Source organism: Massilia brevitalea (assembly GCF_030711405.1).
In the GTDB taxonomy this organism is placed as follows: domain Bacteria; phylum Pseudomonadota; class Gammaproteobacteria; order Burkholderiales; family Burkholderiaceae_D; genus Telluria; species Telluria brevitalea.
The window spans coordinates 25,769-52,425 of record NZ_JAULSI010000035.1 but is presented as its reverse complement, the minus strand read 5'-3'; the positions used below and the strand labels follow the sequence as shown (position 1 = coordinate 52,425).

The 26,657-nt window shown below is 67.0% G+C and carries 19 protein-coding genes, 1 other RNA gene and 1 pseudogene; 5 read left to right on the top strand and 16 right to left on the bottom strand.

Features of this window, described 5'->3' with window-relative positions; all coding sequences use genetic code 11:
- Nucleotides 1-7: 7 nt before the first annotated feature.
- From QWL29_RS20065 to ubiD, 3 genes are all read right to left on the bottom strand, one after another.
- Entirely contained in the window at nucleotides 8-2,242 is a 2,235-nt protein-coding gene (locus QWL29_RS20065; protein WP_305824646.1) for a DNA polymerase III subunit gamma/tau, read from the bottom strand.
- A gap of 192 nt (nucleotides 2,243-2,434) precedes the next feature.
- Nucleotides 2,435-2,533: signal recognition particle sRNA small type (gene ffs, locus QWL29_RS20060), an RNA gene on the bottom strand.
- Between the two features lie 308 nt (nucleotides 2,534-2,841).
- The gene (ubiD, locus tag QWL29_RS20055; RefSeq protein ID WP_305824645.1) at nucleotides 2,842-4,326 is read right to left on the bottom strand and encodes a 4-hydroxy-3-polyprenylbenzoate decarboxylase; all 1,485 of its coding nucleotides are present in this window, start codon (nucleotides 4,324-4,326) and stop codon (nucleotides 2,842-2,844) included.
- Nucleotides 4,327-4,916: 590 nt separating this feature from the next.
- On the opposite strand from ubiD, the gene QWL29_RS20050 reads away from it, so the two are divergent.
- Nucleotides 4,917-5,765: a transglycosylase SLT domain-containing protein gene (locus QWL29_RS20050; protein ID WP_305824644.1), complete on the top strand. Its 849-nt coding sequence runs from the start codon at nucleotides 4,917-4,919 to the stop codon at nucleotides 5,763-5,765.
- Between the two features lie 60 nt (nucleotides 5,766-5,825).
- Here QWL29_RS20050 and QWL29_RS20045 read toward each other — a convergent pair whose 3' ends face one another.
- Nucleotides 5,826-7,859: a C1 family peptidase gene (locus QWL29_RS20045; protein ID WP_305824643.1), complete on the bottom strand. Its 2,034-nt coding sequence runs from the start codon at nucleotides 7,857-7,859 to the stop codon at nucleotides 5,826-5,828.
- A 329-nt stretch (nucleotides 7,860-8,188) separates the two neighbouring features.
- Between QWL29_RS20045 and QWL29_RS20040 the strand changes: the two genes are divergently transcribed.
- Nucleotides 8,189-9,163 (top strand): IS1595 family transposase, encoded by a 975-nt coding sequence (locus tag QWL29_RS20040; protein ID WP_305824642.1) that lies wholly within the window; start codon nucleotides 8,189-8,191, stop codon nucleotides 9,161-9,163.
- 84 nt (nucleotides 9,164-9,247) lie between these two features.
- Here QWL29_RS20040 and nusB read toward each other — a convergent pair whose 3' ends face one another.
- From nusB to ribBA, 3 genes are read right to left on the bottom strand one after another with little or no spacing between them, the layout of a single operon-like run.
- Nucleotides 9,248-9,718, bottom strand: coding sequence for a transcription antitermination factor NusB (gene nusB / locus QWL29_RS20035; protein WP_305824641.1), 471 nt, complete (start codon nucleotides 9,716-9,718; stop codon nucleotides 9,248-9,250).
- 14 nt (nucleotides 9,719-9,732) lie between these two features.
- On the bottom strand, nucleotides 9,733-10,215 hold the full coding sequence (gene ribH / locus QWL29_RS20030; RefSeq protein WP_229439350.1) for a 6,7-dimethyl-8-ribityllumazine synthase: 483 nt from the start codon (nucleotides 10,213-10,215) through the stop codon (nucleotides 9,733-9,735).
- Between the two features lie 51 nt (nucleotides 10,216-10,266).
- The gene (gene ribBA / locus QWL29_RS20025) at nucleotides 10,267-11,379 is read right to left on the bottom strand and encodes a bifunctional 3,4-dihydroxy-2-butanone-4-phosphate synthase/GTP cyclohydrolase II (protein ID WP_305824640.1); all 1,113 of its coding nucleotides are present in this window, start codon (nucleotides 11,377-11,379) and stop codon (nucleotides 10,267-10,269) included.
- A gap of 402 nt (nucleotides 11,380-11,781) precedes the next feature.
- Between ribBA and QWL29_RS20020 the strand changes: the two genes are divergently transcribed.
- A complete protein-coding gene (locus tag QWL29_RS20020; RefSeq protein WP_305824639.1) occupies nucleotides 11,782-14,514 on the top strand; it encodes a two-component system response regulator in 2,733 nt (910 codons plus the stop codon).
- 63 nt (nucleotides 14,515-14,577) lie between these two features.
- On the top strand, nucleotides 14,578-17,505 hold the full coding sequence (locus tag QWL29_RS20015) for a M16 family metallopeptidase (protein WP_305824638.1): 2,928 nt from the start codon (nucleotides 14,578-14,580) through the stop codon (nucleotides 17,503-17,505).
- A 255-nt stretch (nucleotides 17,506-17,760) separates the two neighbouring features.
- On the opposite strand, the gene QWL29_RS20010 is transcribed toward QWL29_RS20015, so the two are convergent.
- A complete protein-coding gene (locus QWL29_RS20010) occupies nucleotides 17,761-19,743 on the bottom strand; it encodes a S9 family peptidase (protein ID WP_305824637.1) in 1,983 nt (660 codons plus the stop codon).
- A 211-nt stretch (nucleotides 19,744-19,954) separates the two neighbouring features.
- On the opposite strand from QWL29_RS20010, the gene QWL29_RS20005 reads away from it, so the two are divergent.
- Nucleotides 19,955-21,121, top strand: coding sequence for a nuclease-related domain-containing protein (locus tag QWL29_RS20005; RefSeq protein ID WP_305824636.1), 1,167 nt, complete (start codon nucleotides 19,955-19,957; stop codon nucleotides 21,119-21,121).
- Nucleotides 21,122-21,146: 25 nt separating this feature from the next.
- Here QWL29_RS20005 and QWL29_RS20000 read toward each other — a convergent pair whose 3' ends face one another.
- The 8 genes and pseudogenes from QWL29_RS20000 to QWL29_RS19965 form a co-directional block, all read right to left on the bottom strand.
- Nucleotides 21,147-21,776 carry a riboflavin synthase gene (locus QWL29_RS20000; protein WP_305824635.1) on the bottom strand — a complete coding sequence of 210 codons (630 nt, stop codon included), beginning with the start codon at nucleotides 21,774-21,776 and terminating at the stop codon, nucleotides 21,147-21,149.
- Nucleotides 21,777-21,801: 25 nt separating this feature from the next.
- Nucleotides 21,802-22,965, bottom strand: coding sequence for a bifunctional diaminohydroxyphosphoribosylaminopyrimidine deaminase/5-amino-6-(5-phosphoribosylamino)uracil reductase RibD (gene ribD, locus QWL29_RS19995; protein ID WP_305824655.1), 1,164 nt, complete (start codon nucleotides 22,963-22,965; stop codon nucleotides 21,802-21,804).
- Nucleotides 22,966-22,984: 19 nt separating this feature from the next.
- Nucleotides 22,985-23,518, bottom strand: a complete 534-nt coding sequence (locus QWL29_RS19990) for a GspH/FimT family pseudopilin (protein ID WP_305824634.1) — start codon at nucleotides 23,516-23,518, stop codon at nucleotides 22,985-22,987.
- Nucleotides 23,519-23,538: 20 nt separating this feature from the next.
- A complete protein-coding gene (locus QWL29_RS19985) occupies nucleotides 23,539-23,979 on the bottom strand; it encodes a type IV pilin protein (protein WP_305824633.1) in 441 nt (146 codons plus the stop codon).
- A gap of 26 nt (nucleotides 23,980-24,005) precedes the next feature.
- Nucleotides 24,006-24,641 carry a pilus assembly PilX family protein gene (locus QWL29_RS19980; protein WP_305824632.1) on the bottom strand — a complete coding sequence of 212 codons (636 nt, stop codon included), beginning with the start codon at nucleotides 24,639-24,641 and terminating at the stop codon, nucleotides 24,006-24,008.
- A gap of 7 nt (nucleotides 24,642-24,648) precedes the next feature.
- Entirely contained in the window at nucleotides 24,649-25,596 is a 948-nt protein-coding gene (locus QWL29_RS19975; RefSeq protein ID WP_305824631.1) for a PilW family protein, read from the bottom strand.
- On the bottom strand, nucleotides 25,593-26,144 hold the full coding sequence (gene pilV, locus QWL29_RS19970) for a type IV pilus modification protein PilV (RefSeq protein WP_305824630.1): 552 nt from the start codon (nucleotides 26,142-26,144) through the stop codon (nucleotides 25,593-25,595). The genes QWL29_RS19975 and pilV overlap by 4 nt, the downstream gene beginning before the upstream one ends.
- A 138-nt stretch (nucleotides 26,145-26,282) precedes the next feature.
- Nucleotides 26,283-26,531 (bottom strand): annotated as a pseudogene (locus QWL29_RS19965) (ATP cone domain-containing protein); the annotation flags it as partial.
- Nucleotides 26,532-26,657: the final 126 nt, after the last annotated feature.

Below are 26,657 nucleotides of genomic sequence, written 5' to 3'. Positions count from 1 at the left end.
TGTGAGGTCAGGCCACTGGCGGCTTGACCGAGCCGGGCACGACGAACGCATTGAAGCTGCGCTCCATGTCCTGCACGAAGGCGTCGCCGGCGACCACGGCTTCGGCCTGGCGCTGGCGCTCTTCGCGCACGGCCTTGGCTTCGGCACTGGCCGTGTACCAGGTCGGACCGAGTTCGGTTTCCAGGTTGACACGCACGGAGGGGAAACGTTCCTGCAGCGCGGCCTGGAGTTTTTCGCTGTTGCCGCTGGCGCGCAGGGTATCGACCGGCACGCGCAGGTAAAAGGTGACGGCGCCGGCGTCGGCATGGCACTTGACCAGTTCGGTCTGCAGGGCCAATTGCTGCGACACGCCGCGCAATGCCAGGCTGGCGGCCAGGGCCGGCCAGTTGCCGTCCCAGGCTATGGCCGGCACCGGGGTGACGACATAGGCATGCGGCGGCGCGGCGGGTGCGCGCATGGCCGGAACCGGCGTGACCACGGCCGGGGCCTCGGAGGCCACCGCGGTGTCGTCGGAAAACTCGGTGACCCAGGATGGCGGGCCGTCTTCGACGGCGGCGTCCTGGTAGCCGGCGCGTGCCTGCGGCTGCTGGCGGACGTCGGCCTGGACCTGCACCTGAGCCTGGGCTTGCCCTTGAGCCTGCGGACGGTCCCAGGGTGGCGGCGCCGCCCCCGGACGCCCGCCCGGTGCAGCCATGCCGGCCGATGGTCCGCCCGGTGCAGCCGGCGGCGCAGATGGCGGGGCCATGCGTCCAGCCGATGCACCCGGCGCCATACCTGACGGGGCAACATTGATCGGACGCCCAGGGTCGGCCGCCGGCGGGGCGGCCTGCTGTGCGGCTGGCGCGGGCGGCGCGGCATCGGCGCCCGGACGCTTCGGCGGCGTGCGGATGCCCGAGGCGGCGCGCGCCGCTTCGAGGGCGGCGTTGATGGCGGCGCGGGCGGAATTCATGGCCGGGGCCGGATTGGCCGGGGCGGCTGCCTGGACCGGCGCGGCGGGCGGCGCACTGGGGCGTGCCGCTGCCGGGGCAGGCATGACGGCGGCCGGCGAGGCCGCTGAGGCTGCCGCGGCGGCGCGTCCCGCCGGCGCCGCCACGCGCGGCGCGGCGCTTGCGGCCGGCGCGGCCAGGCGCTCGGCCCCGCCCTGCCCCGGACGGAAGGCCAGCATGCGCAGCAGCGTCATCGTGAAGCCGGCGTACTCGTCCGGCGCCAGGCCGATCTCGTTGCGGCCGTGCACGGCAATCTGGTAGTACAGCTGCACTTCCTGCGGATCGAAAGCCTCGGCCAGGCGCAGGATGTCGCTTAGCTCCGGCAAGTCTTGCGGCACGGCGGCCGGCACCGACTGCGCCAGCGCGATCCGGTGCAGCAGTGTGCCCAGGTCTTGCAGGGCGCCGTTATACGACAGGCTGCGGCTGGCCATTTCGTCGGCCACGGCCAGCAAATCGGCGCCGTTCTCAAGTGCCAGGGCGTCGAGCAGGCGCACCAGGTAGGATTGGTCCAGCGCGCCGAGCATGCCCTGCACCGCATCCAGCGTCACCGCGCCGGCGGCGTAGGCGATCGCCTGGTCGGTCAGCGACAGCGCATCGCGCATCGAACCGTGCGCGCCTTGCGCCAGCAGGCGCAAGGCCGGCTGCTCGAACGTGACGCCTTCCTGGCCCAGGATGTTCTCGAGGTGGCCGACGATGTGGCCCGGCGGCATCTGCTTCAGGTTGAACTGGAGGCAGCGCGACAGCACCGTCACCGGAATCTTTTGCGGGTCGGTGGTGGCGAGGATGAACTTGACGTGCTCGGGCGGCTCCTCGAGCGTTTTCAGCATCGAGTTGAACGCGTGGTTGGTCAGCATGTGCACTTCGTCGATCATGTAGACCTTGAAGCGCGCATTGCTCGGCGCGTAGACCGCCTGCTCGAGCAGCTGGGCCATTTCGTCGACGCCGCGGTTCGAGGCGGCGTCCATCTCTATATAGTCGACGAAGCGGCCGGCGTCGATGGCGCGGCAGGCTTCGCACTGGCCGCAAGGATTGGCCGTGATCCCGCCCTGCCCGTCGGGGCCGATGCAGTTGAGCGACTTGGCGAGAATACGCGACAGCGTGGTCTTGCCGACGCCGCGGGTACCCGTGAACAGGTAGGCGTGGTGCAGGCGGCCCGTGTGCAGCGCATGCGTGAGCGCGCGCACCACGTGCTCCTGGCCGACCAGCGTTTCGAAGTTCTTGGGACGGTATTTGCGGGCGAGGACTTGATAGGACATGCCGCGATTTTACCGCAGTTGAGGCTTGCCGCGAACATTACCGGCTGAGGTGAAGCGCGGCAGGACTATCGGATAGGCAACAATTGTTTGATCCGTTGAACAATTGTTCAATAGACAGGCGCGCCGGTGGGGACGAATGGGTGAAACGCGATGGGAGGTGAAACAGAGGATAAAGCAGGAAGGAAAAGCGAAGGAGGCGAGCCTGATCTGCGGCACTTGCGGTGAACGGCTGTGGCTGCTTCGTTCCCGACCTGACCAGGTAAACCATGCCACAATGCGCAGGGGCCCGCCAGACCGCATTATAACCGACCGCGCCAGCAATGTGGCGGCGATTTTATTGTCGGGCGCAGGCGCTCCCCTGTCCGCTTTTGTACGGTGGGCACTCCGTGCCCACGCGGTACGCACGTCGCTTTGCATCGGCGGCTGTGAAATGTCGCTCGCACCGCATCCGCGAGCCAGTAACGCTTTCATGCGTTCTGTCCGGGGCGTGCGTCGCGAGCGACACCCTGCAGCCGCAGGCCAACCGGACACGCACGCAACCGCGTGGGCACGCCGTGCCCACCGTACGGTCACCATTCCATCCGGGCTCGACGACGCGATCAAATCCCCAACTGCTGCCAGATCGCATCCACCTTCGCCTTGACCTCCGGCGCCATCACGATCGGCGTACCCCACTCGCGATTCGTTTCGCCCGGCCACTTGTTGGTGGCGTCGATCCCCATCTTGCTGCCCAGCCCGCTGATCGGCGAGGCGAAGTCGAGGTAGTCGATCGGCGTATTGTCCACCAGCACCGTGTCGCGCGTCGGGTCCACCCGGGTGGTAATCGCCCAGATCACTTCCTTCCAGTCGCGCACGTCGACGTCCTCGTCCACCACCACGATGAACTTGGTGTACATGAACTGGCGCAGGAAGCTCCAGACCCCGAACATCACGCGCTTGGCATGGCCGGCGTACTGCTTCTTCATCTGCACCACGGCCATGCGGTAGCTGCAGCCTTCCGGCGGCAAATAGAAATCGGTGATCTCGCTGAACTGCTTCTGCAGCAGCGGAATGAAGACTTCGTTCAGCGCCACGCCCAGCACGGCCGGCTCGTCGGGCGGCTTGCCGGTGTAGGTCGAGTGGTAGATCGGGTCGCGCCGCATGGTGATGCGGTCGACCGTGAACACCGGGAAGCTGTCCTGCTCGTTGTAGTAGCCGGTATGATCGCCGTACGGCCCTTCCAGCGCATGCTCGAAGCCCGACGGATGGTTCGCATCCGGGTAGATATGCCCTTCCAGCACGATCTCGGCGGATGCCGGCACGCGCAATTCGCTGCCGATGGCTTTCGTCAGCACCGTGCGCTGGCCGCGCAGCAGGCCGGCGAACTGGTATTCCGACAAGCTGTCCGGCACCGGCGTCACCGCGCCGAGGATGGTGGCCGGGTCGGCGCCCAGCGCCACGGCCACCGGATACGGCTGGCCCGGGTTCGCGATCGCGTGCTCGCGGAAGTCCAGCGCGCCGCCGCGGTGCGCCAGCCAGCGCATGATCACCTTGTTCGGCCCCAGCACCTGCTGGCGGTAGATGCCCAGGTTTTGCCGCTTCTTGTTCGGCCCCTTGGTGATCACCAGGCCCCAGGTAATCAGCGGTGCGATGTCGCCCGGCCAGCAATGCTGGATCGGCAGGCGGGCGAGGTCGACGTCATTGCCTTCCCAGACGATTTCCTGGCAGGGCGCGCCCTTGACTTCCTTCGGCGCCATGTCCCAGACCGCCTTGACAAGTGAGCCCATGTCCATGATGTCCTTGAAACCGCGCGGCGGCTCCGGTTCCTTGAGGCGCGCCAGCACGTGGCCAATGCGGCGCAGTTCGCCGACATTTGCCGCGCCCATGCCCAGCGCCACGCGCTGCGGCGTGCCGAACAGGTTGCCCAGCACCGGGATCGTATGTCCCGCCGGTTTTTCGAACAGCAGGGCCGGTCCGGCGGCGCGCAGGGTGCGGTCGCAGACCTCGGTCATCTCGAGATGCGGCGAAACGGGCATGCCGACCCGCTTTAATTCACCCATTTGTTGCAGTTGGGACATAAAATCCCGGAGATCCGAATATTTCATCAAGTTTTACTTGTTTTTTCGATTGCTTGCGGTTAATCAAATACTGCGGCCAAGTGATTGATTTGCCACGGTATTGCTGAGCTTGCTCACCAAAAGTTAGATTTAAAAGTTATTAAGCGCGTTCGTGCTAGTATTGACTTGGTATAAACCACCTCTTAGAATCCCCCCTACTTGATGAGGCGGCCACATTTCGCAGTGATTGTAGCCGTTCTCATAACTTCACGGGGTCGGGGCCCCAACGACATTTTAAGGAGTGTTTTCAAGAGGCGTCTGCCTCAAGAACCTTTCGGTTCTATCCCCCGAGACAGTTGTTGAGCCACTGGCAATGCCACCCACCCTTGGGTCATGCGGCCAGCTGTAGCAAGGCAATGACGGCGTTTTGGCCAGTCCACGATGGGTGGCCTGACGATTTTTCTGATGCACGGCATTGGTTACCACCGCAGCGCCTGGAGCGCCGCGACGGGATGCTTTTTGCCGCGACAAAGGGGACTTCGATGATCAATCGTTTGTTCGGCACGAGCGCAAGGCTCGTCCACCAGGCCAGCCAGCCTGTCTCATGGTCTTCCATGGGAAAAACGGTGCGTGGTCTGATGACCACCATGCAGCACACCCTGACCGTTTTCGGTCTCTCGGCAGTGGCGGTCATGGCCCTGCTCTACACGAATCCGGACGCAGCCAAGACCGTGTCCCGCTTCCTGCACCCGGAAGCCGCCGCTTCCGTGTCCGCTGCGGCCCAGGCTGCGGCGCCGGCCGTCGTGGCCCAGGCCCTGCCTGCACCGGCGCCTGTCGCCGTCGCCAGCCCGGCCGAGGTGGCCAAGAATGCCAAGCTGCTCGGCAACACCAGGCAGCAGCAGAACGTGACGTCCTGGCTGGCCAAGCGCTACCGCGTGGCTGGCGACGCCGCCAACATGCTGGTCTCGACCGCCTACGTGACGGCGCACGAGGTCAAGCTCGACCCGCTCCTGATCCTGGCGGTGATGGCGATCGAATCGGGCCTGAACCCGTTCGCGGAAAGCCCGATGGGCGCCAAGGGCCTGATGCAGGTGATGGCCAAGGTCCACCACGACAAGTTCCAGGAAGTGGGCGGCGCCCAGGCCGCGCTGAACCCGGTCGCCAACATCCGTGTCGGCGCCCAGATCCTGAAGGATTACGTGAAGCGCACCGGCTCGGTGGAAGGCGGCCTGAAAACCTATGTGGGCGCGGCCGACTTCGAGTCCGACTCGGGCTATGGCGCCCGTGTGCTGGCCGAGTGGAACCGCCTCAAGCAGGTGGCGCACGGCCACAAGGTGCCGACCCGCACCCAGGCCGCCCCGGCGCAAATGGTGGTCAAGCGCGCCCAGCCGGAAGCACCTGCCGCAACGCAGGCCCCGGCCCCGGCGCCAAAGGCCGAAGAGGTTGCGCCAGCGGACACCCATGCCGCCACGCTGGCGAACCTGTAAGCACCTCTATATAGATACGTCGCGAGGCCACCGCTTGCGGTGGCTTTTTTTCGCCCGCTTTCAGAACTGTAAATCGCGGTCCTGGAACGGCACCGCCGGCCCCCGGCCCAGGATGCGGTGCAGGACCGAATTCATCGTGTTCGGATCGTTGTCGAAGCCGCCGTGGGTGTCGCTTTTCGCGATCGCCCCCACCGGTCCTGCGACGCCGGACACGACGATGCCCGGCAAGCCGTCCGGATGCATTGCCAGCAGGCTCCCGAGCGCGGCATCGGCATGCAGGAACTTCTGCATGCCCAGCAAGGGAACTTCGCGCTCGCCCTCCAGCGCATTGCTCACCAAATACAGCAGGGACTTGCCGTAGGGGCCGACGTCGTCGTCGAGTTCGCCGACGTCGCTGAGGATGTACAGCGTTGGCCGTGGGCACTTGTCCTGCTCTATCGCGGCAAGCATGTGTTCCTTGAACAGGTCGATGCGGATCGCCGGCGCAATCAGTTGCAGGCTGCGCCAGTGCACGCCCAGGCCGGCCAGGGCCGGCAGCGCATAGGCCGTGAAGATGGCGCCGGCGCTGTGCGCCACCACGTGCAGCTCCCAGTCGCGCCCGCCGTCCGTGCCGGCGATGGCCTTCCGGGCCAGGGCGGCGTACTTGGCGATCAGCTGCATGGCGCCGCTCTGGCGCTGCGACGCCAGGCGCGCGTTTTCCTTCATTTCTCCCCATAGCTTGCCGGCCGGTCGCGCCAGCGTCAGCTCAAAGACGCGGTCGCGCGCTTCACGCAGGTGGTCGAGGAAGCGGCCCTGGGCGCGTTCGTCGGCGCGCGAGAAACTGTCGTCGATGATGTTGCGGGTCGAGGTCAGCCAGTCGCTTTCCCACATGATGTGGAGCGGATAGATTTCGTTCTTCAGGCAGACGTCGCGGTAGGCCAGGATGCGCTTGGCCGCGTCCTTTTCCCCGTTCAGCCCGCCATGGATGAAGAGCATCACGCGGCGCTTGCTCCAGCCGTCGGTACGCTGCGGGATGGTTTCCATGAACAGGCGCCGCAGGTCATCCTCGGTGGTCCAGTAATCGCCGCAATCCGAGAGGTCGCCATTGTTGCCGACGTCGATCACGTAGGGGCGGATGTCGGCCAGCGAAATCGCCTGGCCCGCGCGGAACTGCCCGCTGGTGGTGTCGGCGGCGCCATGGCGCCAGAGGTCGGCGAGCACCGGCACGCCCAGCTGCGCCACCCACACGTCGGTCGCGTGCAGCATGAAGTCTTCGTAAGGCAGTAGCGCGAAGCCATCCGCGCCCCAGCCGGCGCCCCAGGAATTCTGGACCACGAAGCCCTGCTCGGTGTAGCCGACCAGGGCCACTGCATGGCCGCCGTCGGCGCGGTCGCAGCGCTCGATCACCGGCAGCGTCATGCGCTCGCCGCCGCCGCCGCCCACCTGCACCGTGGTCGGCCCGGGCTCGCCCCAGCCGGCGTGGATCATCAGGCTGGCGTACACGATCCCGACCTCGTTCAGGGCGGCATGCACGTGGCGCACCTGGCGGAAGTCGACCCGGTAATAGGCGCCACCGGGGGTCTTCATGCTCTTCTCGGCCAGCGCCTGCGTCAGGTGATGGGCGCCGTACATGATGTCGGACCAGTCGCTGGGCCCGCACACGCCGTGCCGCTCCCAGGCCTTCATGGCCCCGCGCGCGGACGAACCCTCGTAGTTTTCGCCGGGCCACTCGTCATAGCGGCGCGCCAGCTCGTAGAGCATGCGCGGACTCACCGTACGCCGTGCGCCGCGCTGGGCCAGCAGGTAATTGATGACGGCCGCCAGCGCGAAACCGGTGCAGGCGCCCTCGCGGCCCTGGTCCAGGATCTCGGGCACCCGGTTGATGTTGACCAGCGTATCCGGCAAGGCACGCAGGCTGGGCTGGTAGGGCCAGTCGTGGGTGTCGATCCGGTCGGGAAAACTGTCGAGCTTGCGGCCCAGGCGCTGCGCCGTGCTCAGGGCCTCGGGCAGCTCGCGCCGCGAGGGCGAGTCCGGACGCGTGGTCTTCGGTTCGGATTCCGCGGCGACGGCTTCGGCACTTGTTTCAGGGCTGGTTGCAACATCATCGTTTGCCATGTTCAGTTCCCCTCCCGGAGCCGCCCCGGCTCGCTGGCCGGCTCTCGGACATGTGATGGAGGCGCGAGCCGTCGATCACTGCAGGCCGGTCAGCCCTGGATGGAGAAGCTGCCGGTTTGGTCTTGTCGAAATGCGCAATACGGACTCTTCAGAAATCGAGTATAGGCAGGCCCGGCAGGAAGTAAAGAGGGTTCTTGCGGCGGGCCGCAAGTCATGCAGGCCGCATGGAAAGCACGTAAAAAGGCGCTGTCACCGTTAGCTATGGATGAGGATTGAACTGCTGAGCTCTTTCGCAGTCCAAGCCGTATCGCCTTCGATATGGGTCAACCATGAAAGCACCTTGCTTCAGGGAGTGGTTTGCAGCCTTGCCTGCACTGAACCAGCCCCAGCGGCTACAAGTCCTCGATGCCTTGCGGCCGGCGGCCGGACTGCACGAAGTACTCGCGCTGATCGAACAATGCCGGTCCCCGGGCCGACGGTGCCCTCATTGCCGGTGCGAACGTTGGAACCGGCATGGCCACGCGAACGACCTGCAGCGCTACCGCTGCTTCTCGTGCCGGCGCACCTTCAACGATTTGACCGGCACGCCACTGGCACGTCTGCGGCTGAAAGGGAAATGGCTCGATTACCTCGAGACGCTGCGCGCGTCGCGCCCGGTGCGCGCAGCGGCAGACGAGGTCAAGGTGCACCGCAACACCGCTTTTCGCTGGCGCCATCGCTTCCTGGATCGGGTCAAGGAGGACCGGCCGGCGCGCCTGAGTGGTATCGCCGAGGCCGACGAAATGTTCATCCTGGAATCCCAGAAAGGGTCGCGCAAGCTGGACCGGCCTGCACGCAAACGTGGGGGAACGGCCAGCAGGCGCGGCATTTCACGCGAGCTCGACTGTATCCTGGTGGCACGCGACCGTAGCCGACAGACCGTCGACACCGTCACTGGCCGCGGCCCCGTCAGCAAAGTCCAGTTGGAGCGCCACCTGCTGCCCTTCCTGGACCGGGATGTCTTGCTCGTAACGGATGCGAACGCAGCCTATCGCGCTTTTGCCCGCGCACACGGCATTGCGCACCAGGCCGTGAATGCCAGCGCCGGCGAGCGTCTCCGCCTCGGTCCGCAGGGCCCCATCCACGTACAAAACGTGAACGCCTATCATGGGCGCTTGCGCGAATGGTTGATGCCTTTTCACGGCGTCGCATCGCGCTACCTGCCGAACTACCTGGGCTGGCGCCGGATGCTCGATGGCGGAAACATCACGTCTGCCGATCAATTGTTCCGCCTTGCAGTCGGGCCCATCCACAGCAGACGGTGACAGCGCCCGTAAAAAAACCACCGCGCCGCGAGGCAACGGTGGCTTTCGAGCCTGTGCTACTAATCTATATAGTAGCGGCAGGTTTTAACGGCGCGCGTCGGCCGCCACTTCTTCCGGACGCAGCTTGCCGGCCAGCTTGTCGAGCACGCCGTTCACGTACTTGTGGCCGTCGATGCCGCCGAACGACTTGGTCAGCTCGACCGCTTCGTTGATCACGACGCGGTAAGGGATGTCCGGCTGGTTCTTCAGCTCGTAGGCGCCGAGCAGCAGCACGCCGTGCTCGATCGGCGACAGTTCGGCGATGCTGCGGTCGATCAGCGGGGCGATCGCTTCGCGCAGTTCGAGCGAGGTGCTGATGGTGCCGTTGAGCAGGCTGGCAAAGTATTCGCCGTCGGCCTTGTCGAAACCATGCGCCTGGCGGATATTCTTCGCCACGGTGCTCGATGGCTCATTGTTCAGCAGCCATTGGTACAGGCCCTGCAGCGCGAACTCGCGCGCGCGGTGGCGCGGGGTGCGGTTCTTGCTCGGGTTGGCGTGGGTGGTGTTCTCGTTCATCGTGTTCCTTCTGTTTACTCTTCTTCTTCCGGATGCAGCTCTTCGAGCGCCATCAGGAGGTTCGCCATCTCGACGGCCACCTTGGCGGCGTCGCTGCCCTTCTCGGCCATGCGCGCTTCGGCTTGCGCATCGTTTTCGGTGGTGAGGATGGCGTTCGCGATCGGGATGCCGTAGTCCAGGCCGATGCGAGTGATGCCGGCGCCCGACTCGTTCGAAACCAGCTCGAAGTGGTAGGTTTCGCCGCGGATCACCGCGCCCAGTGCGATCAGGGCGTCGAATTGCTGGGTCTCGGCCATCTTGGCCAGCGCCAGCGGCACTTCCAGCGCGCCCGGCACGGTCACGTGCAGGATGTCTTCGTCGGCCACGCCCAGGCGCTTCAGCTCGGCCAGGCAGGACGACAGCAGGCCGTGCCCGACGTCGGCGTTGAAGCGCGCCTGCACGATCCCGATGCGCAGGTCTTCGCCCGTCATGTTGCTTTCATAAGTTCCTACGGTCATGGCTGCCCTCTTCTTGTTTGTCGTATTAATAAATAGTGAAAGTGTACCGCCTCAGGCGCCAGGAGTCGCAATGTAACCGGTGACTTCCAGGTCGAACCCGGTCATCGACGGCATCTTGCGCGGATTCGCCAGCAGCTTCATCTTGCCGACGCCGAGCTCCTTCAGGATCTGGGCGCCGATACCATAGGTACGCAGGTCCATCGTGGCGGCGCGGCCGCTCGGGCGCGCGCCCGGGGCGTCGATCGAGGCGAACTGCGAGAACAGCTGCTCGGCGGTTTCGCCGCAGTTCAGCAGCACCAGCACGCCGCTCTCGCTGTGCTTGATCGCTTCCATCGCCGAGGACATGGTCCAGGAATGGGTGGTCGCCTTGTGCTCCAGGATGTCGAGGATCGACACCGGCTGGTGCACGCGCACCAGGGTTTCCACCTCGCGGTCGATGTCGCCGTGGACCATGGCCAGGTGGGCGCAGCCGCTAGGCTTGTCGCGCCAGGCGATCAGCTTGAACTCGCCGTGCGCCGTGTTCAGGGTACGCTCGGCAACGCGCTCGACCAGGCTTTCGTTCTGGCTGCGGTAGTGGATCAGGTCGGCAATGGTGCCGATCTTCAGGTTGTGCTCTTTCGCGAACTCGATCAGGTCCGGCAGGCGCGACATGGTGCCGTCTTCCTTGATGATCTCGCAGATCACCGAGGCCGGGGTCAGGCCCGCCATCTCGGTCAGGTCGCAGCCGGCTTCGGTGTGGCCGGCGCGCATCAGCACGCCACCCTTGACCGCGCGCAGCGGGAAGATGTGGCCCGGCTGCACCAGGTCGTCGGGTTGCGCGTTCCTGGCCACCGCCACCTGGATGGTGCGGGCGCGGTCGGCCGCCGAGATGCCGGTGGTCACGCCTTCGGCCGCTTCGATCGACACCGTGAAGTTGGTGCCGAACGAGGTGCCGTTGCGGCTGGTCATCATCGGCAGCGCCAGGCGGTCGCAGATTTCTTCCGCCAGGGTCAGGCAGACCAGGCCGCGCGCGTGGCGGATCATGAAGTTGATCGCTTCCGGCGTGACGAAATCGGCCGCCAGCACCAGGTCGCCTTCATTCTCGCGGTCTTCTTCATCGACCAGAATGACCATGCGCCCTGCGCGCAATTCGGCAACGATTTCCTGGGTGCTGGAGATAGACATGTGGATTCCTTGAGAACGGTAACGGATGCGGGTGACGGATGCGGATGACAAATACGGCGAATACGGCGAATGCACGGGTGACGCGCCGTGCGTAATCCGCTATTTTAAAGGATTTGCCGGCATCCGGCCGCCTCTCCCGGCGATCCGGGCACGACAATTCCATGCGCCCGCCATTCCATTCGCATAAGCTCGTTGCACTACCACAACAAAATAGCAATTGTTCAAATACAATTGTTAAACGTTATGTCTTAGAATGCAACTTCGTGGTGTTTGCGACATCGGCTGGATTATGATAATCCGGTCTAACGCGTCGGCGTGCTGCCGCCGGCGTATTCTTGGAGTAGTCATGCTGGTACTGCCATTCGACCGTCAGTTCACCGCCGCAGCCCGGGAGAATTACTGATGGCCACCATCCTCATCGTCGACGACCGGCCGAGCAACCGCGCCTACCTGCTGGCCCTGCTCGGCTTCACCGAACACCGCCTGCTCGAGGCGGACGACGGCGCCACCGCGCTCGACCTGGTGCGCGCCCACCGCCCCGACCTGATCATCACCGACATCCTGATGCCGAAGATGGACGGCTACGAGTTCGTGCAGCGCCTGCGCGCCGACCGCGACCTGGCCGCCACCCGCGTCATCTTCTATTCCGCGGTCTATGCCGAGCGCGAGACCCTGGCCATGGCGCGCAGCTGCGGCGTCGAGCGCGTGCTGAGTAAACCATCCGACGCCGACGCCATCATGGAAGCGGTGAACGCCGAACTGGTGCTGGCCGGCGCGCTGCCGAGCGCCCCTCCGAAGGCAGCGGCGCCGGCAGCCCCGGCGTCCGTCTCCCCCGCCGGGCCGGAGATCCCGGACAGCTGCGCCGCGCCCGAGGGCCAGCTCAATGCCCGCCTGGCCGCGCTGGAGGCGATGTGCCTGCAGCTGGTCGACGAGCGCGAGGTCGAGGGGCTGGCCGCCTGCTTCCTGCAGGCCGCCGGCCGCATCCTGTGCGCCGACACGCTGGCGCTGTGCCTGTTCGAACGCGACGAGCGCAGCGTGCGCCACCTGGCAGCGCAGGGCTTCGACGGCGCCCTGGTGGCGCCGCACGCCGCCAACGACCTGCGCCTGCCGGGGGCACTGGTGCATGCGCGCGAAGCCCTGCTGCTGCACGCGGGCGAACCGCTGCTGGCCACCCTGCCCTGGCCGACCCTGCACCCGCGTCCCGGCGCCTTCCTCGGCCTGGCGGTGCGCGACCTGCACCACCTGCACGGCTGGATGTACTTCGTGCGCGCGCCCGGCGCCGCCCCCTTTGGCGAGGAAGACCTGCGCTGGGCCTCGGCCCTCGGCGCCCACCTGGCGGTGGCCTACGAAAACCTGAACCTGTACGGGGTGGTGCAGCGCCATGCCGCCCAGCTGCAGCTGGAAGCGACCGCGCGCGCCAGGGCCGACGCCGCGCTGCGCGACAGCGAGCACCGGCTCGAACTCGCGCGCCAAGTGTTCGACAGCACCCAGGAAGCGATCATGATGACCGACGCCTGCGCGAATATCGTGGCCGTGAATCCCGCCTTCGAGCGCATCACCGGCTACAGCGAGGCCGAGGCGATGGGCAAGAACCCGCGCTTCCTGCGCTCGGGGCGCCAGGACGCCGGCTTCTACCGCGCCATGTGGGACAGCCTGGAGCAGTACGGCCAGTGGCGCGGCGAGCTCTGGAACCGGCGCAAGAACGGCGAGATCTTCCCCGAGCACACCAGCATCAGCGCGGTGCGCGACGACGCCGGCAAGCTCACCGCCTACGTGTCGGTGTCGAGCGATCTGTCGGCCCTGAAGGCCGCCCACAACCAGCTCGACTTCCTGACCAACCACGACGCGCTGACCCAGCTGCCGAACCGGTCTCTGTTCCAGGACCGCCTGCAGCAGTCGATTGCCGCGGCGCGCAGCAGCGGACGCCAGCTGGCCGTGCTGATGGTGAACGTCGACCGCCTCTCGCGCATCAACGACAGCCTGGGCCACGCCGCCGGCGACGCCCTGCTGCGCGAGGTGGCGCGCCGCGCCATGGAGATCGCCGGGCCGCTGGACACGGTGGCGCGCCTGTCGGGCGACGAATTCGTGCTGCTCCTGTCGGGCTGCGACGACACCGAGGACATCATCTTCTCGGCGCGGCGCCTGATCGACGCCATCGCCCAGCCGCACCCGGTGGGCGGGCACGACGTGGTGGTCACCGGCAGCGTCGGCATCAGCGTCTTCCCGCGCGACGGCGACGCCCCCGGCGACTTGCTGAAGGCGGCCGACGCCGCGTTGGCGCACCAGAAGGAGGCCGGCCGCAACGGCTTCCGCTTCTTCAAGGGCGAGATGAACGACCAGGCGCTGCGCTGGCTGGCCCTGGAGACGCACCTGCGCCGGGCGATCGGACGCGACGAACTGGCGCTGCACTTCCAGCCGCAGGTGGCGACCAGCGATGGCCGCGTGCTCGGCATGGAAGCCCTGCTGCGCTGGCACAGCCCGGAACTGGGCCGCATTTCCCCGGCCGACTTCATCCCGCTGGCCGAAGACACCGGCCTGATCCTGCCGATCGGCGACTGGGTGATCCGCCAGGCCTGCCTGCAGAACAAGGCCTGGCAGGATGCCGGGCTGGCGTGCGTACCGGTGGCGGTGAACGTCTCGGCGCACCAGTTCAAGGCCGGCACCGTGCCCGCCGTGGTGCGCGCCGCGCTGCAGGAATCCGGACTGGAGGCGCGCTACCTGGAAGTCGAGCTGACCGAAAGCGTGATGCTGGGCGATACCACGGCCGCCGAGGCCCAGCTCGCCGAGCTGCGAGCGATGGGCGTCTCGCTGTCGCTCGACGACTTCGGCACCGGTTATTCCTCGCTTGGCTATCTGTCGCGCTTCTCGCTCGACAAGCTGAAGATCGACCAGGCTTTTGTCCGCAACATCGCCCTCGACGCGCGCAGCGCGGCCATCGCCCAGGCCACCATCGCCCTGGCCGAAGGCCTGTCCCTGCGCGTGGTGGCCGAAGGCGTCGAGACCCTGGCCCAGCGCGATTTCCTGGGCCGCATCGGCTGCGAGGTGCTGCAGGGCTACCTGTACAGTCCAGCGCTGCCGGCGCGCGAGATGGGCGTGCTGCTGCAAACGGGCCGCATCGCGCTCCGCCAGGCCTGATCCACACCAGGCCTTAGAATAGCGCTTCGACGCTTGTTTACCGATCCTCGTCACGGAATCCCGATGCTCATCCAATTCGTCCGTAGCACCTGTCTTGCCGTCCTGCTGGTCCATCCTTTTGTCCATGCCGCCCCTGCATCTGCTCCTGCAAACCAGAAGCGCCCGTCCACGCCGCCCCAGCCCGCGGCGGCCGTCAAGCTCGACGCGCCGATCCCGGTCGGCCCGCAGGTAAAGGTCGGCAAGCTGGCGAACGGCCTCACGTATTACATCCAGAAGAACGCCCGTCCCGAGCGCCGCGTGGAACTGCGCCTGGTGGTAAAAGCCGGCTCCATCCTCGAAGACGATGACCAGCAAGGCCTGGCGCATTTTGTCGAGCACATGGCCTTCAACGGCACCGCCAACTTCAAGAAGCACGAGCTGGTCGACTATTTGCAGTCGATCGGCGTGAAGTTCGGCGCGGACCTGAATGCCTACACCTCGTTCGATGAAACCGTCTACATCCTGCCTATCCCCACCGACAAGCCGGAGAACCTGACGCGCGCCTTCCAGGTGCTCGAAGACTGGGCCCACGGCCTGAGTTTCGAGGATGCCGAAGTCGACAAGGAACGCGGCATCGTGCTGGAAGAACTCCGGCTCGGCAAGGGCGCGGGCGACCGCATCGGCAAGAAGCTGTATCCGAAGATGTTCAATGGCTCGCGCTACGCCGAGCGCCTGCCGATCGGTAAGGAGGAAGTACTGCGCAACTTCCAGCCCGAGACCCTGCGCCGCTTCTACCGCGACTGGTACCGCCCCGATCTGATGGCGGTGGTGGCGGTCGGCGACATCGAGCCGGCCCAGGCCGAAAAGCTGATCCGCGCCCACTTCGGCAAGCTGACCAACCCGAGCCCGGCCCGCAAGCGCGAGTACGCCGAGATTCCGCGCCGCGACGACACCGAAGCCCTGGTCGTCACCGACAAGGAAGCCGGCGGCAACAGCATCCTGATCCGCTATCCGGTGATGCCGGTGCGCGAGCCCGACACCGTGCGCGGCTACCGCGAGCAGCTGGTCGAAAGCCTGTTCACCGGCATGCTGAACGGGCGCCTGGCGGAACTGACGCAGCAGGCCGAGCCGCCCTTCCTGCGCGGCGGCAGCGCCCTCGGCAAGCTGACGCCCTTCTACAAAGCCTACAACTCCAGCGCCGTCGTCGGCCCGGGCGGCGCGCCGAAGGCCATCGACGCCCTGGTGCGCGAGAACGAGCGGGCGCGCCAGTACGGCTTTTCCGCCGCGGAACTGGACCGCGCGAAGAAGGACATGATGCGCAGCTTCGAGCGCAGCTACAACGAGCGCGACAAGACCGATTCCGGTTCCTACGTGGGCGAGTACATGCGCAACTTCCTGCAGCAGGAGCCGATCCCCGGCATCGCCGCCGAATACGGCTATGCGCAAACGCTGCTGCCCGGCGTGACGCTCGACGAGATGAACGCCTACGCGCGCCGCACGATTCCGGCGGACTCGGGCAAGCTGGTGGTCTACACCGGCATTGCGCGCCCGGACATGCCGCCGCCCGAAGGCGACGCCCTGCTCGCCGCCCTGGCCACGGCCGAAAAGGCGCAAGTGGCGCCGCGCGAGGAAAAGGCGCTTGGCTCGACCCTGATGGCGCAGCCGCCAAAGGCCGGCAGCATCGTCAAGGAGACCCAGGACAAGACGCTCGGCCTGACTGAGTTGACCTTCTCGAACGGCGTGAAAGCGATCCTGAAGTCGACCGACTTCCGCAACGACCAGGTGGTGATGAGCGCGGCGCGCTTCGGCGGCCAGAGCCTGTACGGCGATGCCGACATCCTGAATGCGCGCTACGCGAATGCGATCGTCGCCAGCATGGGCCTGCAGGAGTATTCGCCGCTCGACCTGTCGCGCGTATTGGCCGGCAAGGCCGCGGCGGTGACCATGGGCCTGTCTGGCTACAGCGAGATCGTTGGCGCTTCGTCGGGTGCAACCGACATCGAGACCATGCTGCAGATGCTGTGGCTGCGCTTCGACGCCGTGCGCCGCGATGAAGACCTGTTCAAGTCCTTCATCGGCAAGCAGGTGGAAGCGGCGCGCAACCGCCTGGCCCAGCCGGGCGCGCGCTTCGGCGACACCCTGGTCGCCACGCTGTACAACAACCACCCGCGCGCGCCGCGTGCGCTGCGTCCGGAAGAGTTCTCGCAGATCAGCCTGGACCGCAGCATCGCCATCTACCGCGAACGCTTCTCGAGCGCCAAGGACCTGACCTTCGTCATGGTGGGCAGCTTCGACATCGCCCGGATCAAGCCGCTGCTGGCGACTTACCTGGGCAGCCTGCCGACGCCGGACATCCCGACCGCCTACCGCGACGTCGGCCTGCGTCCGGTGAAAGGCGTGATCAAGCGCGCCGTCCACAGCGGCAGCGAGCCGAAGAGCACGGTCTCGCTCACCTTCACCGGCGACGCCACCTTCTCCGACGCCGAGCAGATGCGCCTGCAGGCGCTGGTCGAGGTGCTGAACATCCGCATCATCGAAGTGCTGCGCGAGAAGCTGTCGCTCATCTACGGCGGCAGCGCCAGCGCCTCGCTGGGGCGGATTCCCTACGAAAGCTATTCGCTGTCGATCACCCTGCCGACCGGGCCGGAGAATGTCGACAAGGTGATTGCCGCCACCTTCGAGGAATTCGAGCGCATCAAGCGCGAAGGCCCGGCGGCAGCCGACCTGGCCAAGGTGAAGCAGAACTGGATCCAGAACCACCGCCGCGCGCTGCGCGAGAACGGCTACTGGCTGGGCCGGCTGCAATCGGCGCTGCTGGACGGGACCGACCCGGCGGCGATCCTGACGCACGAAGAGCGCGTGCTGGCGCTGCAAGCGAGCGAGGTGCAGGATGCGGCGAAGCGTTACCTGAACACGGGGAATTACGTGCAGGTGGTGCTCTATCCGGAAAAAGGCGTGGCGCCGCCGGTGGCGAAGGAAGAGTCGGCGAAAGCGGAAGCGCCGGCAAACTAACCGAAGGCCCGCAGCTGCAATCGTAGGGTGGGCACTCCGTGCCCACGCGGTTACGTGCGCACGATGGCGGCCACGGGCGGCGATGATTCGCCCCACGGCCTTGCTAAGAACCGATAACGGTCCGACTGTTTGCGAGCGATACGGGGCGAGACATCACAGTCAACGTGAACAGGATACACACGTAACCGCGTGGGCACGGAGTGCCCACCCTACGAGCATCTGCCGCTATCGATCACATGACGGCTGGCTGAACGCTCACTGCTTCAAATACTTCTCGAACCACTCCACCGTTCGCCTGCGCTGGTCCAGCTGGTGCTCCGGCTTGCGGATCGCGTGCCCTTCCCCGTCGTAGATCACCAGCGCCGTCGGCACCCTCATCGCGCGCAGGCCGTGCCAGAACTCCATCGACTGCACCGCCGGCGTCTCGACGTCGCGCTCGCCCACATAGACCAGGGTCGGCGTCTTCGCCTGCTTGATGGATTCGATCGGCGAGGCCTTGCGGTACACCGCCGGATCGTCGTACATGGTGGCGCCGAAGAAGGGCACCATCCACTGGTCGATGCCGTTCTGGCCGTAGTAGCTGATCCAGTTCGCAATGCCTGCCCCCGCCACCGCCGCCTTGAAGCGGGTGCTGTGGGTGACGCCCCACATGGTCATGAAGCCGCCGTAGGAGTGTCCCATCAGCCCCAGGCGAGCGCCGTCGATGGGCGCCTGCGCGATGGCCGCATCGACGCCGGCCAGGATGTCGCGCCAGTCGCCGCCGCCGAAGTCGCTCCGGTTGGCGGAGGTAAACGCCAGGCCCTGGCCATAGCTGCCGCGCGGGTTCGGCTGGAACACGTAGTAGCCGCGCTCCACCAGCTCGCGCACCAGCGGATTGGCCGAATCGCCGGCGCCGACGTAGCGCGGCGTGGCCGCCGATGCCGGGCCGCCATGCACGATCACCACCATCGGATGGGTGCGCCCGGCCTGCGGCTGGCGCGGGCCCACCAGCCAGCCCTGGCTGCGGTAGCCCTCGTTGGTCCAGCTGATACTGCGCGCCGCCACCTGGGGCGAGGCGCCATCGTTGTCGCGCGTGAGCTTGACCAGCTCGTTCACGCGGCCGGCGGCAATGTAGGGCGCCTGCTCGTAAGTCTCGAACACCGACACCGCCGCGCCGCCGTCCGCGCTGAACACGATGCGGCCGTCGCGCGAGCCGTTGGCCGTGACCGCGCGCGAGAACAGGCGGCGCGTGCTGCGCGCCTGCGGGTCGACCGCGACCACCGTCATCTGGTCGCCCTCCAGGCTGGAGGCGACCAGGCCAGTCCCTTTCCAGGCCAGGCCGTTGAACGAGCCGGCGAAACCGGGCGTGACATCGACCGGCTCGCCGCCCGCCAGCGGCACCGTGAAGATGTCGCCGCCGACCGAGCCGAAGTCGCTCATCAGGCCGCCGACAAAGGCCACCGTGCGTCCATCCGGCGACACGTGCGGCAGGCTGACCTGCATCTTCGGCGCGGCGACGATGCGCAGCGCGCCGCTGGCGGCATCGATGTGGCCGAGCGTCGCCACCCACCAGTTGTTGTCGCCGTTGCCCTGCGCGCTGGTGGCGATGAAGCCCTTGCCGTCGGGCGTCCAGTCGTATTCGTAAACGTAGGTTCCGGCTGGCGAGACCATGCGCGCCTCGCCTCCCTCCCCCGGCACGATGGCGATGCGCTGGGCATCTTCGCTGACGCCGATCTCGCCGACCAGGCGCTCGCCCGCCTCGACCGCGCCGGTCTGCTTCTTCGCACCGACGGTGGCCAGGAAGGCGATGCGGCCACCGTCCGGCGACCAGCGCGCCGTGTTGGCCACGCCCTGGATGGTGGCTGCGGCTGCCGGCTGGCCGCCGCGCACCACCCACAGCGTGGCCGTGCCGGCCTGGGCGTCGGCGGCGATGAAGGCCAGGCTGCGGCGGTCCGGCGACCAGCTCGGGAAATCGTAGGAACAGCTGGCGCACGGGTCGTATTCGGCCGTCACCTTGCCGCTGGCGGCGTCGCGCACGAGGATGCGTCCGTGGGGGCGCTGGCCGGGTGCGCCGGCATCGGATTCGATGGCGGCGATGAGCTCGCCATGTGCCGTGATCGCGACCGAACGGTAGTCGCGCAGCGCGGTTGCGGTGGAAGCTGCAGTGGAAACCTCGGTGGCAGCCGCAGCGGCGGCCAGGCTCGTGCCCACCAGGGCGCCGGCCGTCATGGCCCCGGCAAGGGCTTTGCTTACTTTCATTGGTCTCCTCCTCGTTGGCCGCCCTGGGCACGGGATATGCGGGGGCTGGCTCGTCCTTGTTTGACCTGGCGCAGTCTACGCGACATCTCCTGAGTTCGACGCGCAACAAATTTTATGCGGGATGCATTATTTTGCCTTGAAGCAAGAAAATATCATGATGGCTTCTTGCCCCGCCGCTACACTTCCCGGGTGAACCGAGCCGGAGACGAACATGATCTACAAAGACACCGATAACAAGGACGCGGTCCTCGCGATCCTGGAAAAGATGCTGGCCCTGGCCGGCGCGGACAAGAAGGCGCTGATCGAGCGCGAGCTGCGCATCATGCGCGCCGGCGTGAAGGGCGAGCGCGAGTCGGCCTACCTGATCGACTTCCACCTGAAGGATTCGACCCGCACCGCCGTCGTGCACGACCTGCGCCTGGTGCTCGACGACGGCCGCGTGGCCCAGATCGACCACCTGCTGATCCACCGCACGCGCCGCATCTACATCCTCGAGACCAAGCATTTCGCGCATGGCGTGAAGATCACGGAACAGGGCGAATTCCTGCGCTGGAACGACTGGAAGAAGACCTACGAAGGCATGTCCTCGCCGCTGGCCCAGAACGAGCGCCATGCACTGGTGCTGCGCAAGGTGCTGGAGTCGATCGGCCTGGGCGAGTCGCCGATCGAGACCCTGGTGCTGGTGGCGCCCGAGGCGCGCATCGACCGGCCGCGCAAGTTCGACACCTCGCAGGTGGTCAAGGCCGACCAGTTCATGGAAAGGCTGCACAAGTCGCTGGAAGGCGCGCCGATGCTCACGGCGCTCAGCGGCCTGCTGAAGAACACGGTATCGGATTCGATCGGCGACATCGCGAAGAAACTGGTGGCGCTGCACCGGCCTTCGACCTCGGACTACATGGCGCGCTTCGGGGTGCAGCGCGAGGCCCTGCTGCAGGCGGCGCCGGCGCCGGCGAGGACCGATCCGGCGCCGCCACGTCCCGCCGCGCCGTCCGCCGGCATGGAGCGGGAACCGGCACTGGCAACGGCGGCGCCGGCCCACACCGGGCCGCGCGTCGTCATCCAGCCGCAGGCCAGTGCCGCGCGGCTGTCGGCGCACGGCGCCGCCACCCCTGCGTCCGCGCGTGCTGTCGCTCCTGCGGCGCCGGAACCGGACGCCCAGCCGCATGCCTGCCGCAGCTGTGGCGGCGCGGCCCTGTCCATCGTCTGGGGAAAATACGGGTACTACTTCAAGTGCGGCGAGTGCAGCGGCAACACGCCCTTCAGCGTGGGCTGCGGCGGCGCCGACCACAAGGAACGCATCCGCAAGGACGGGCGCCAGTTCTATCGCGAGTGCGCGGATTGCGGCACCAGCTCGCTCTATTTCACCAACCCGCAGTGAACCTGCGGGCCGGCGAGGTGGCCGTTCAGACCTTCGAAGCCGACAGCATGCGCTCGACGTAGCGCGCGATCAGGTCGATCTCGAGGTTCACCTGGCTGCCGGCGCGCAGGTGCTTCAGGGTCGTCACCTCGATGGTGTGCGGGATCAGGTTGATCGAGAAGCGGCAGACCTTGGCGCCGTTCGCTTCCAGGTCTTCCACGCGGTTGACGGTCAGCGACACGCCGTTCACCACGACCGAGCCTTTATAGGCCAGGAACTTGGCCAGTTCCTGCGGTGCGTCGATCACCAGTTCGTGCGACTCGCCGACCGGCGCGAAGCTGTGCACCGTGCCCAGGCCGTCGACGTGGCCCGACACCAGGTGGCCGCCCAGGCGCTCGGCCAGGGTCAGGGCTTTTTCCAGGTTGACTTCGCCTGAGGCATCCAGGCCCGCGGTCTTGCTCAGGCTTTCGCGCGAGACGTCGACGGCGAAGCTGCTGTCGGTCTTGGCGACCACGGTCATGCAGGCGCCGTTGATGGCGATCGAGTCGCCCAGGATGACGTCGCCCAGCGGCAGGCTGCCGGCGTCGATTTCCAGGCGCACGCCCGCGTCATGTCCACCCGCCAGCGGCGAGACCGAAGTGATGTTGCCGACAGCGGCGACGATTCCAGTAAACATACAGCCTTATTCCTCAGGTTTGTTTTCAGTTTGATGTTTGCGTGCTTGCTTGCTTGCTTGATTCAAAGCGGGCCAGGATACGCAGGTCGGCGCCCACCTGGCTCACGCCGTGGAAGCGCAGCGCGTGTTTGTCGGCCAGGCGAGCCAGCGGAGGCAGCGCGAACATACCCTGCCCCGCGCCGATCAGGCTGGGCGCCAGGTAGACCAGCAGCTCGTCGACGCAGCCTTCGCGCACCAGCGAAGCATTCAACTTCGAGCCGGCTTCGACGTGGACTTCGTTGATCTCGCGCCGGCCCAGTTCGCGCATCAGGGCCGGCAAATCGACCTTGCCGCTGCTGCTGTTGCTGTTGCTGTTGCTGTTGCTACCAGGCAGCAGGATGACGTCGTGGCCAAGCGCGCGCAGCTGCTGCGCCTTGTCGCCCTCGTCGGCGGCAGCCACGATCCAGCATGGCTCGCCCTGCAGGATGCGCGCACCGAGGTCGATCTCGAGCCGGCTGTCGACGATCACGCGGCGCGGCTGGCGCGTATTGGCGCCATCCGTGCCGATCCCGCGCACCGTCAGTTGCGGGTCGTCCGCCTTCACCGTGCCGATGCCGGTCAGGATCACGCAGGCGCGGGCACGCCAGGCATGGCCGTCGGCGCGCGCTTCCGGGCCGGTAATCCACTGGCTTTCGCCATTCTCCAGCGCCGTGAAACCGTCCAGGCTGGCCGCCGTCTTCAGGCGCACCCAGGGCAGGCCCTGACGCATGCGCTTGAAGAAGCCGATGTTCAGTTCGTAGGCCTGCTCGGCCAGTTCGCCCATCGCCACCGCCATGCCGGCCGCTTCCAGCTGGGCCATGCCACGTCCCGCCACCAGCGGGTTCGGGTCGCCCATCGCTGCCACCACGCGTCCCAGCCCGGCCTCGACCAGCGCCGTCGAGCAGGGCGGCGTGCGGCCGTAATGGCTGCAGGGCTCCAGCGTGACGTAGGCAGTGGCGCCGCGCACGTCGTTGCCGCGGGCAGCGGCGTCGCGCAGCGCCTGGATCTCGGCGTGGGCCTGGCCGGCCGGTTGGGTGTGGCCGGCGCCAATGACCTCGCCGTCACGTACGATCACGCAGCCGATGCGCGGATTCGGCGCGGTGATGGTCATGCCCTTCGCGGCCCATTCCAGGGCCAGCGCCATGCCTTCGGTATCGGTCTTGATCTGCACTGTGTTCAATGTGATTGGTTCAGGAAGGCGCCTCGGCGCCTTCGCAGTTGGTGTCGCGCTGCGGGTCGCACACACGGGCGCGGCCCAGCATGTTGATTTTAATACGCCGGATCGCGTTGCCGTAGAACAGCGACAGCGTGCCCCAGCGCGCCGACGCGCTGCTGGTGTCGCTGCAACTGCGCCCGGCGCCATTGTAGGCGATGTAATACGGCGCTGCAGGACTGGTGAAGGCAAACACCGACGCCACGCCGCTCGGCAGCGGCCCGTGCACGGCGATGATGTCATCAAGCGGGCCGGGTTCGCCATCGCCGTCGCGGTCGGCGAACACGGTCCAGCCGCGCGCCCATTGCGTGCCCTCGGGGTCGCGCGGCACCATCTTCACGCGCTCGTTGCGCGCAATCGCCTGCGCACGCGCCAGGTTGATGGCGCCGAACAGATCGTTGGTGGCGCTGCGCACCTGCTGGGCGTGCACGAGCGCCTGCAGGTTGGGCAGGCCGACGGCGAGCATGGTCCCCGCAATGGCGGTGACGATGATGAGTTCGGGCAGCGTCATGCCGTGTTGTGGCTGCCCCCTCATGGCCAGCAGCGGTCCGAGGTGCCGCTGGCGCCCTGCTCGCCTGTGCTGCGCATGCTGAGCGTGCCGCATGCGCTGTCGCGGTAGCTGGCGTCGACTTTGGCGGTGCCGGGCGTGGCGACGATCTCGACGCAGTCGCGCAGCGCGCTGTCCGGGCAGGCGCGTGCCTCGAGTTCGTAGGCGCTTTCCGGCGCGTGGCTGCCCGACCACCAGCGCTGGCCCTCGACCGGGGCCGCCGCCGAGAACGCGACATAGCTATGGTGCAGCGAATGATGGCGTTCCTGCTGCTGCATGGCGTCGATCAGCGCCACCTGCCCTTCGATGCGGCGCATCGTCGCCAGGTGCTCGGTATAGCCGGGATAGGCGATCGCCGCCAGGATGGACAGGATCAGCAGCACGACCATCGTTTCGATCAGGGTGAAGCCGGGACTGCGGTACATCGTCGTTCTCCTTGGGTGGATGAATGTCAGAGGGTGGCGGCATGCAGCTCGGGCCAGTTGGCGATTTCGCGCCAGCCCAGGCGCCGCGCGGGCGTGGTGGCGGTGGCGCGGCGGTAGTGGCCCTGCAGGACCACGCGCGTGGCCTCGCCGGCGCCGAAGCCGACGGCGGTGATGCGGTAGACCGGGTCGGCTGCAGGGTAGTCCAGCAGTTCGACGATGTAGCGCGGCGGCCGGGCCGGCAGCAGGCCGGCGCCGGTGGGCATCGCGGCGCCGGTAAAGCGGCCGTATTCCACCGACGAGGTTCCCGCGAGATCGGCCGCCTGCCATGCCGGAATGCCCGGCGCCGGGACGAGACGGCACAGGCCCGCGTGTTCGGCGGTACCCGCACATCCAGCGACGAAGGCGCTTGCATTCGCGGCGACGAAGAGCGCGGTGCGCGGCGAGGCCGGACCTGCCGCGCCGGCGATATCGCGCTCGGCATCGACCAGCGCCGCCTGCGCCGACTGGTATGCAACATGGCGGTCGCGCTCATGGCGTGCCGACTTGACGGCAGCCAGCGAGGCGCGCGTGCTGGAGACGGACATCATCAGCACGGCCAGCATCAGGAACAGGACCGTGACAAGCGCCGCGCCGCGCTCGCCTTGTATCGGGTGCTTGCGCATCGCAGCCTCAGGGAACGGTGGCGCCGGTTGCATACACGGCCGTGAACAGGCGGCGCAGCGGTTGCTTGGGTGTGCCCTCGCTGCCGGCCAACCCGGCTTGCGCCAGCCTCACACCCGGGTCACCCGTTGCGTGCGCGTCGCTGTACTCCTGCCCGAACATGTCATATCCAACCGGCGCCGCGATGGAAGACGGCCGCTCGCCCCGCAGCAGCAAGGCCACCTTCACATTGGTCACACGCTTCCACCAGGTCTTGGCATTCCGGTCCGCTTCCAGATCTGCGGACGTGGCGCCACTCAGCGACAGCGCCGCATCGAGCGCGTTCAGCGCGCTGGCATTGATAAAACGGTTGGGGATTCCATCGCGCGGCGTGTCGGTATCGATGCCGTACAAGACCTGGAAACCGTCCACGCCGGCCACCACCGCATCCGCGCCCCAGCTCGTCGTGCCACGGTACTTGCAGCGCAGTTCTTCCTGGCCGTCGCCGTTGCGTGCGACATAGAAGATGCTCCAGCCGTCTTCGGCTTCATGCACCGGAAAGCCCGCACAATTGAGCACGCTGCCGTCGCCATCCGGCCCCGCCCCGGCGCCGCTGTAGCGCACCGCCAGCACGTCGCTGTGGTTGACGCTGGCCGGAAGCGGGCTGTCGATGCCGAAGCTGGTCTTGCCGATGGAGCGGTCGTCGAGGCCGAGCAGGGCCGCCGGCGCACCCGGTGCCGGCCCGGCGGCGCCCAGCCGCTCCCAGTCGGCAAAGGCGCCCTGGCGCACGGCGCGGCCGATGACTTCGAGCGCATAGCGGCCGCTGTCGTCGATCGCCGCCGCGTCGGCATGGCCGGCATACGCAGCGTTCGCGCCAAGCAGCAAGGTCGAACCGGCCAGCAGCACGCCGAGGCCGAGCGACAGCGCCACCAGCAGCTCGGCCAGCGTCATGCCGCATTGACGGACCTCGGCCTTCATCCCGGCACCGCCATCGTGACAAAGGCCAGCGCGCCAGCAGCCGGCTGCCCCTGCCGCGCGTGCATCCGCCAGCCGAGCTTGATGACGATGGGCGCCTGCGCCGAACTGACGCACTCCCAGTCCGGCGCCTGCATGGCCGGGTTCCAGACGGCGGCGTCGCGGCAGACCGCGATACGGCCCCCCGGGAAGGCACGCTGCACGAGACGCGCCGTTTCGTACAGGTCGAAGCGGGCCAGGCTGGCAGGGTCGCAGTCGGCGCCATCGAAACACTGCACGGGCGCGGCGTCCGGGTCGCCGTCGTCTGCGTCGTAGTCGAGCTGGAGGTAGGGGTTGGCCGCGTCGGGCAGCGCCATCTGCGCCGGATTGGCGAGCATGCGCGCCGACAGCGAGGCCGCCAGCTGCACGGCTTCGGATTCGAGCGCAGCCTGTTCGCGCAGGCGCGCCACGGTCGATTGCGTGGCTGCTGCGCCGACGGCGCCGACGGCCAGGATGAACATCGCGACCAGTACTTCGACCAGCGTAAAACCCTCGGCACCACAGCGTTGCACGGCCACCTCCACAGGTTCAAGGCGCGGGGATTCGCGCGAGCTGTGAAGTTATCAGCGAGCTAAGGCGCACCCATGCGGCAGCTCAAGCGTGCGCGCTTGCCAAACTTGCGTGTTCCAGGGTCGCCTAAGGTGGCGGATTTACTTGCGCGGATGCCCGACTTCCGCAAGCGCCTGCTGGAACTCGGCGAGGTCCTTGAAGTCTTTATAGACGGAGGCAAAGCGGATGTACGCGATCTCGTCGAGCCGCTTGAGTTCCTGCCTCACCAGTTCGCCGACATAGCCGGTATCGACTTCGCGGCGGCCGCTGGTGAGCAGCTTTTCCTTGATCGAGGCGACGGCGGCGTCGATGGCTTCGGCGGAGACCGGACGCTTATGCAGCGCAAGCACCCACGGCTGTATTTGCATAACCAGCTTGAAAAGCAGTCGATTTGACCAGTATAGTGAAGCTAGCCAGCAGTTCGGTAAGGCTCATGCCGCGTTGGCGCAAGCGGGCGCTCATCCTGGCACCACCAT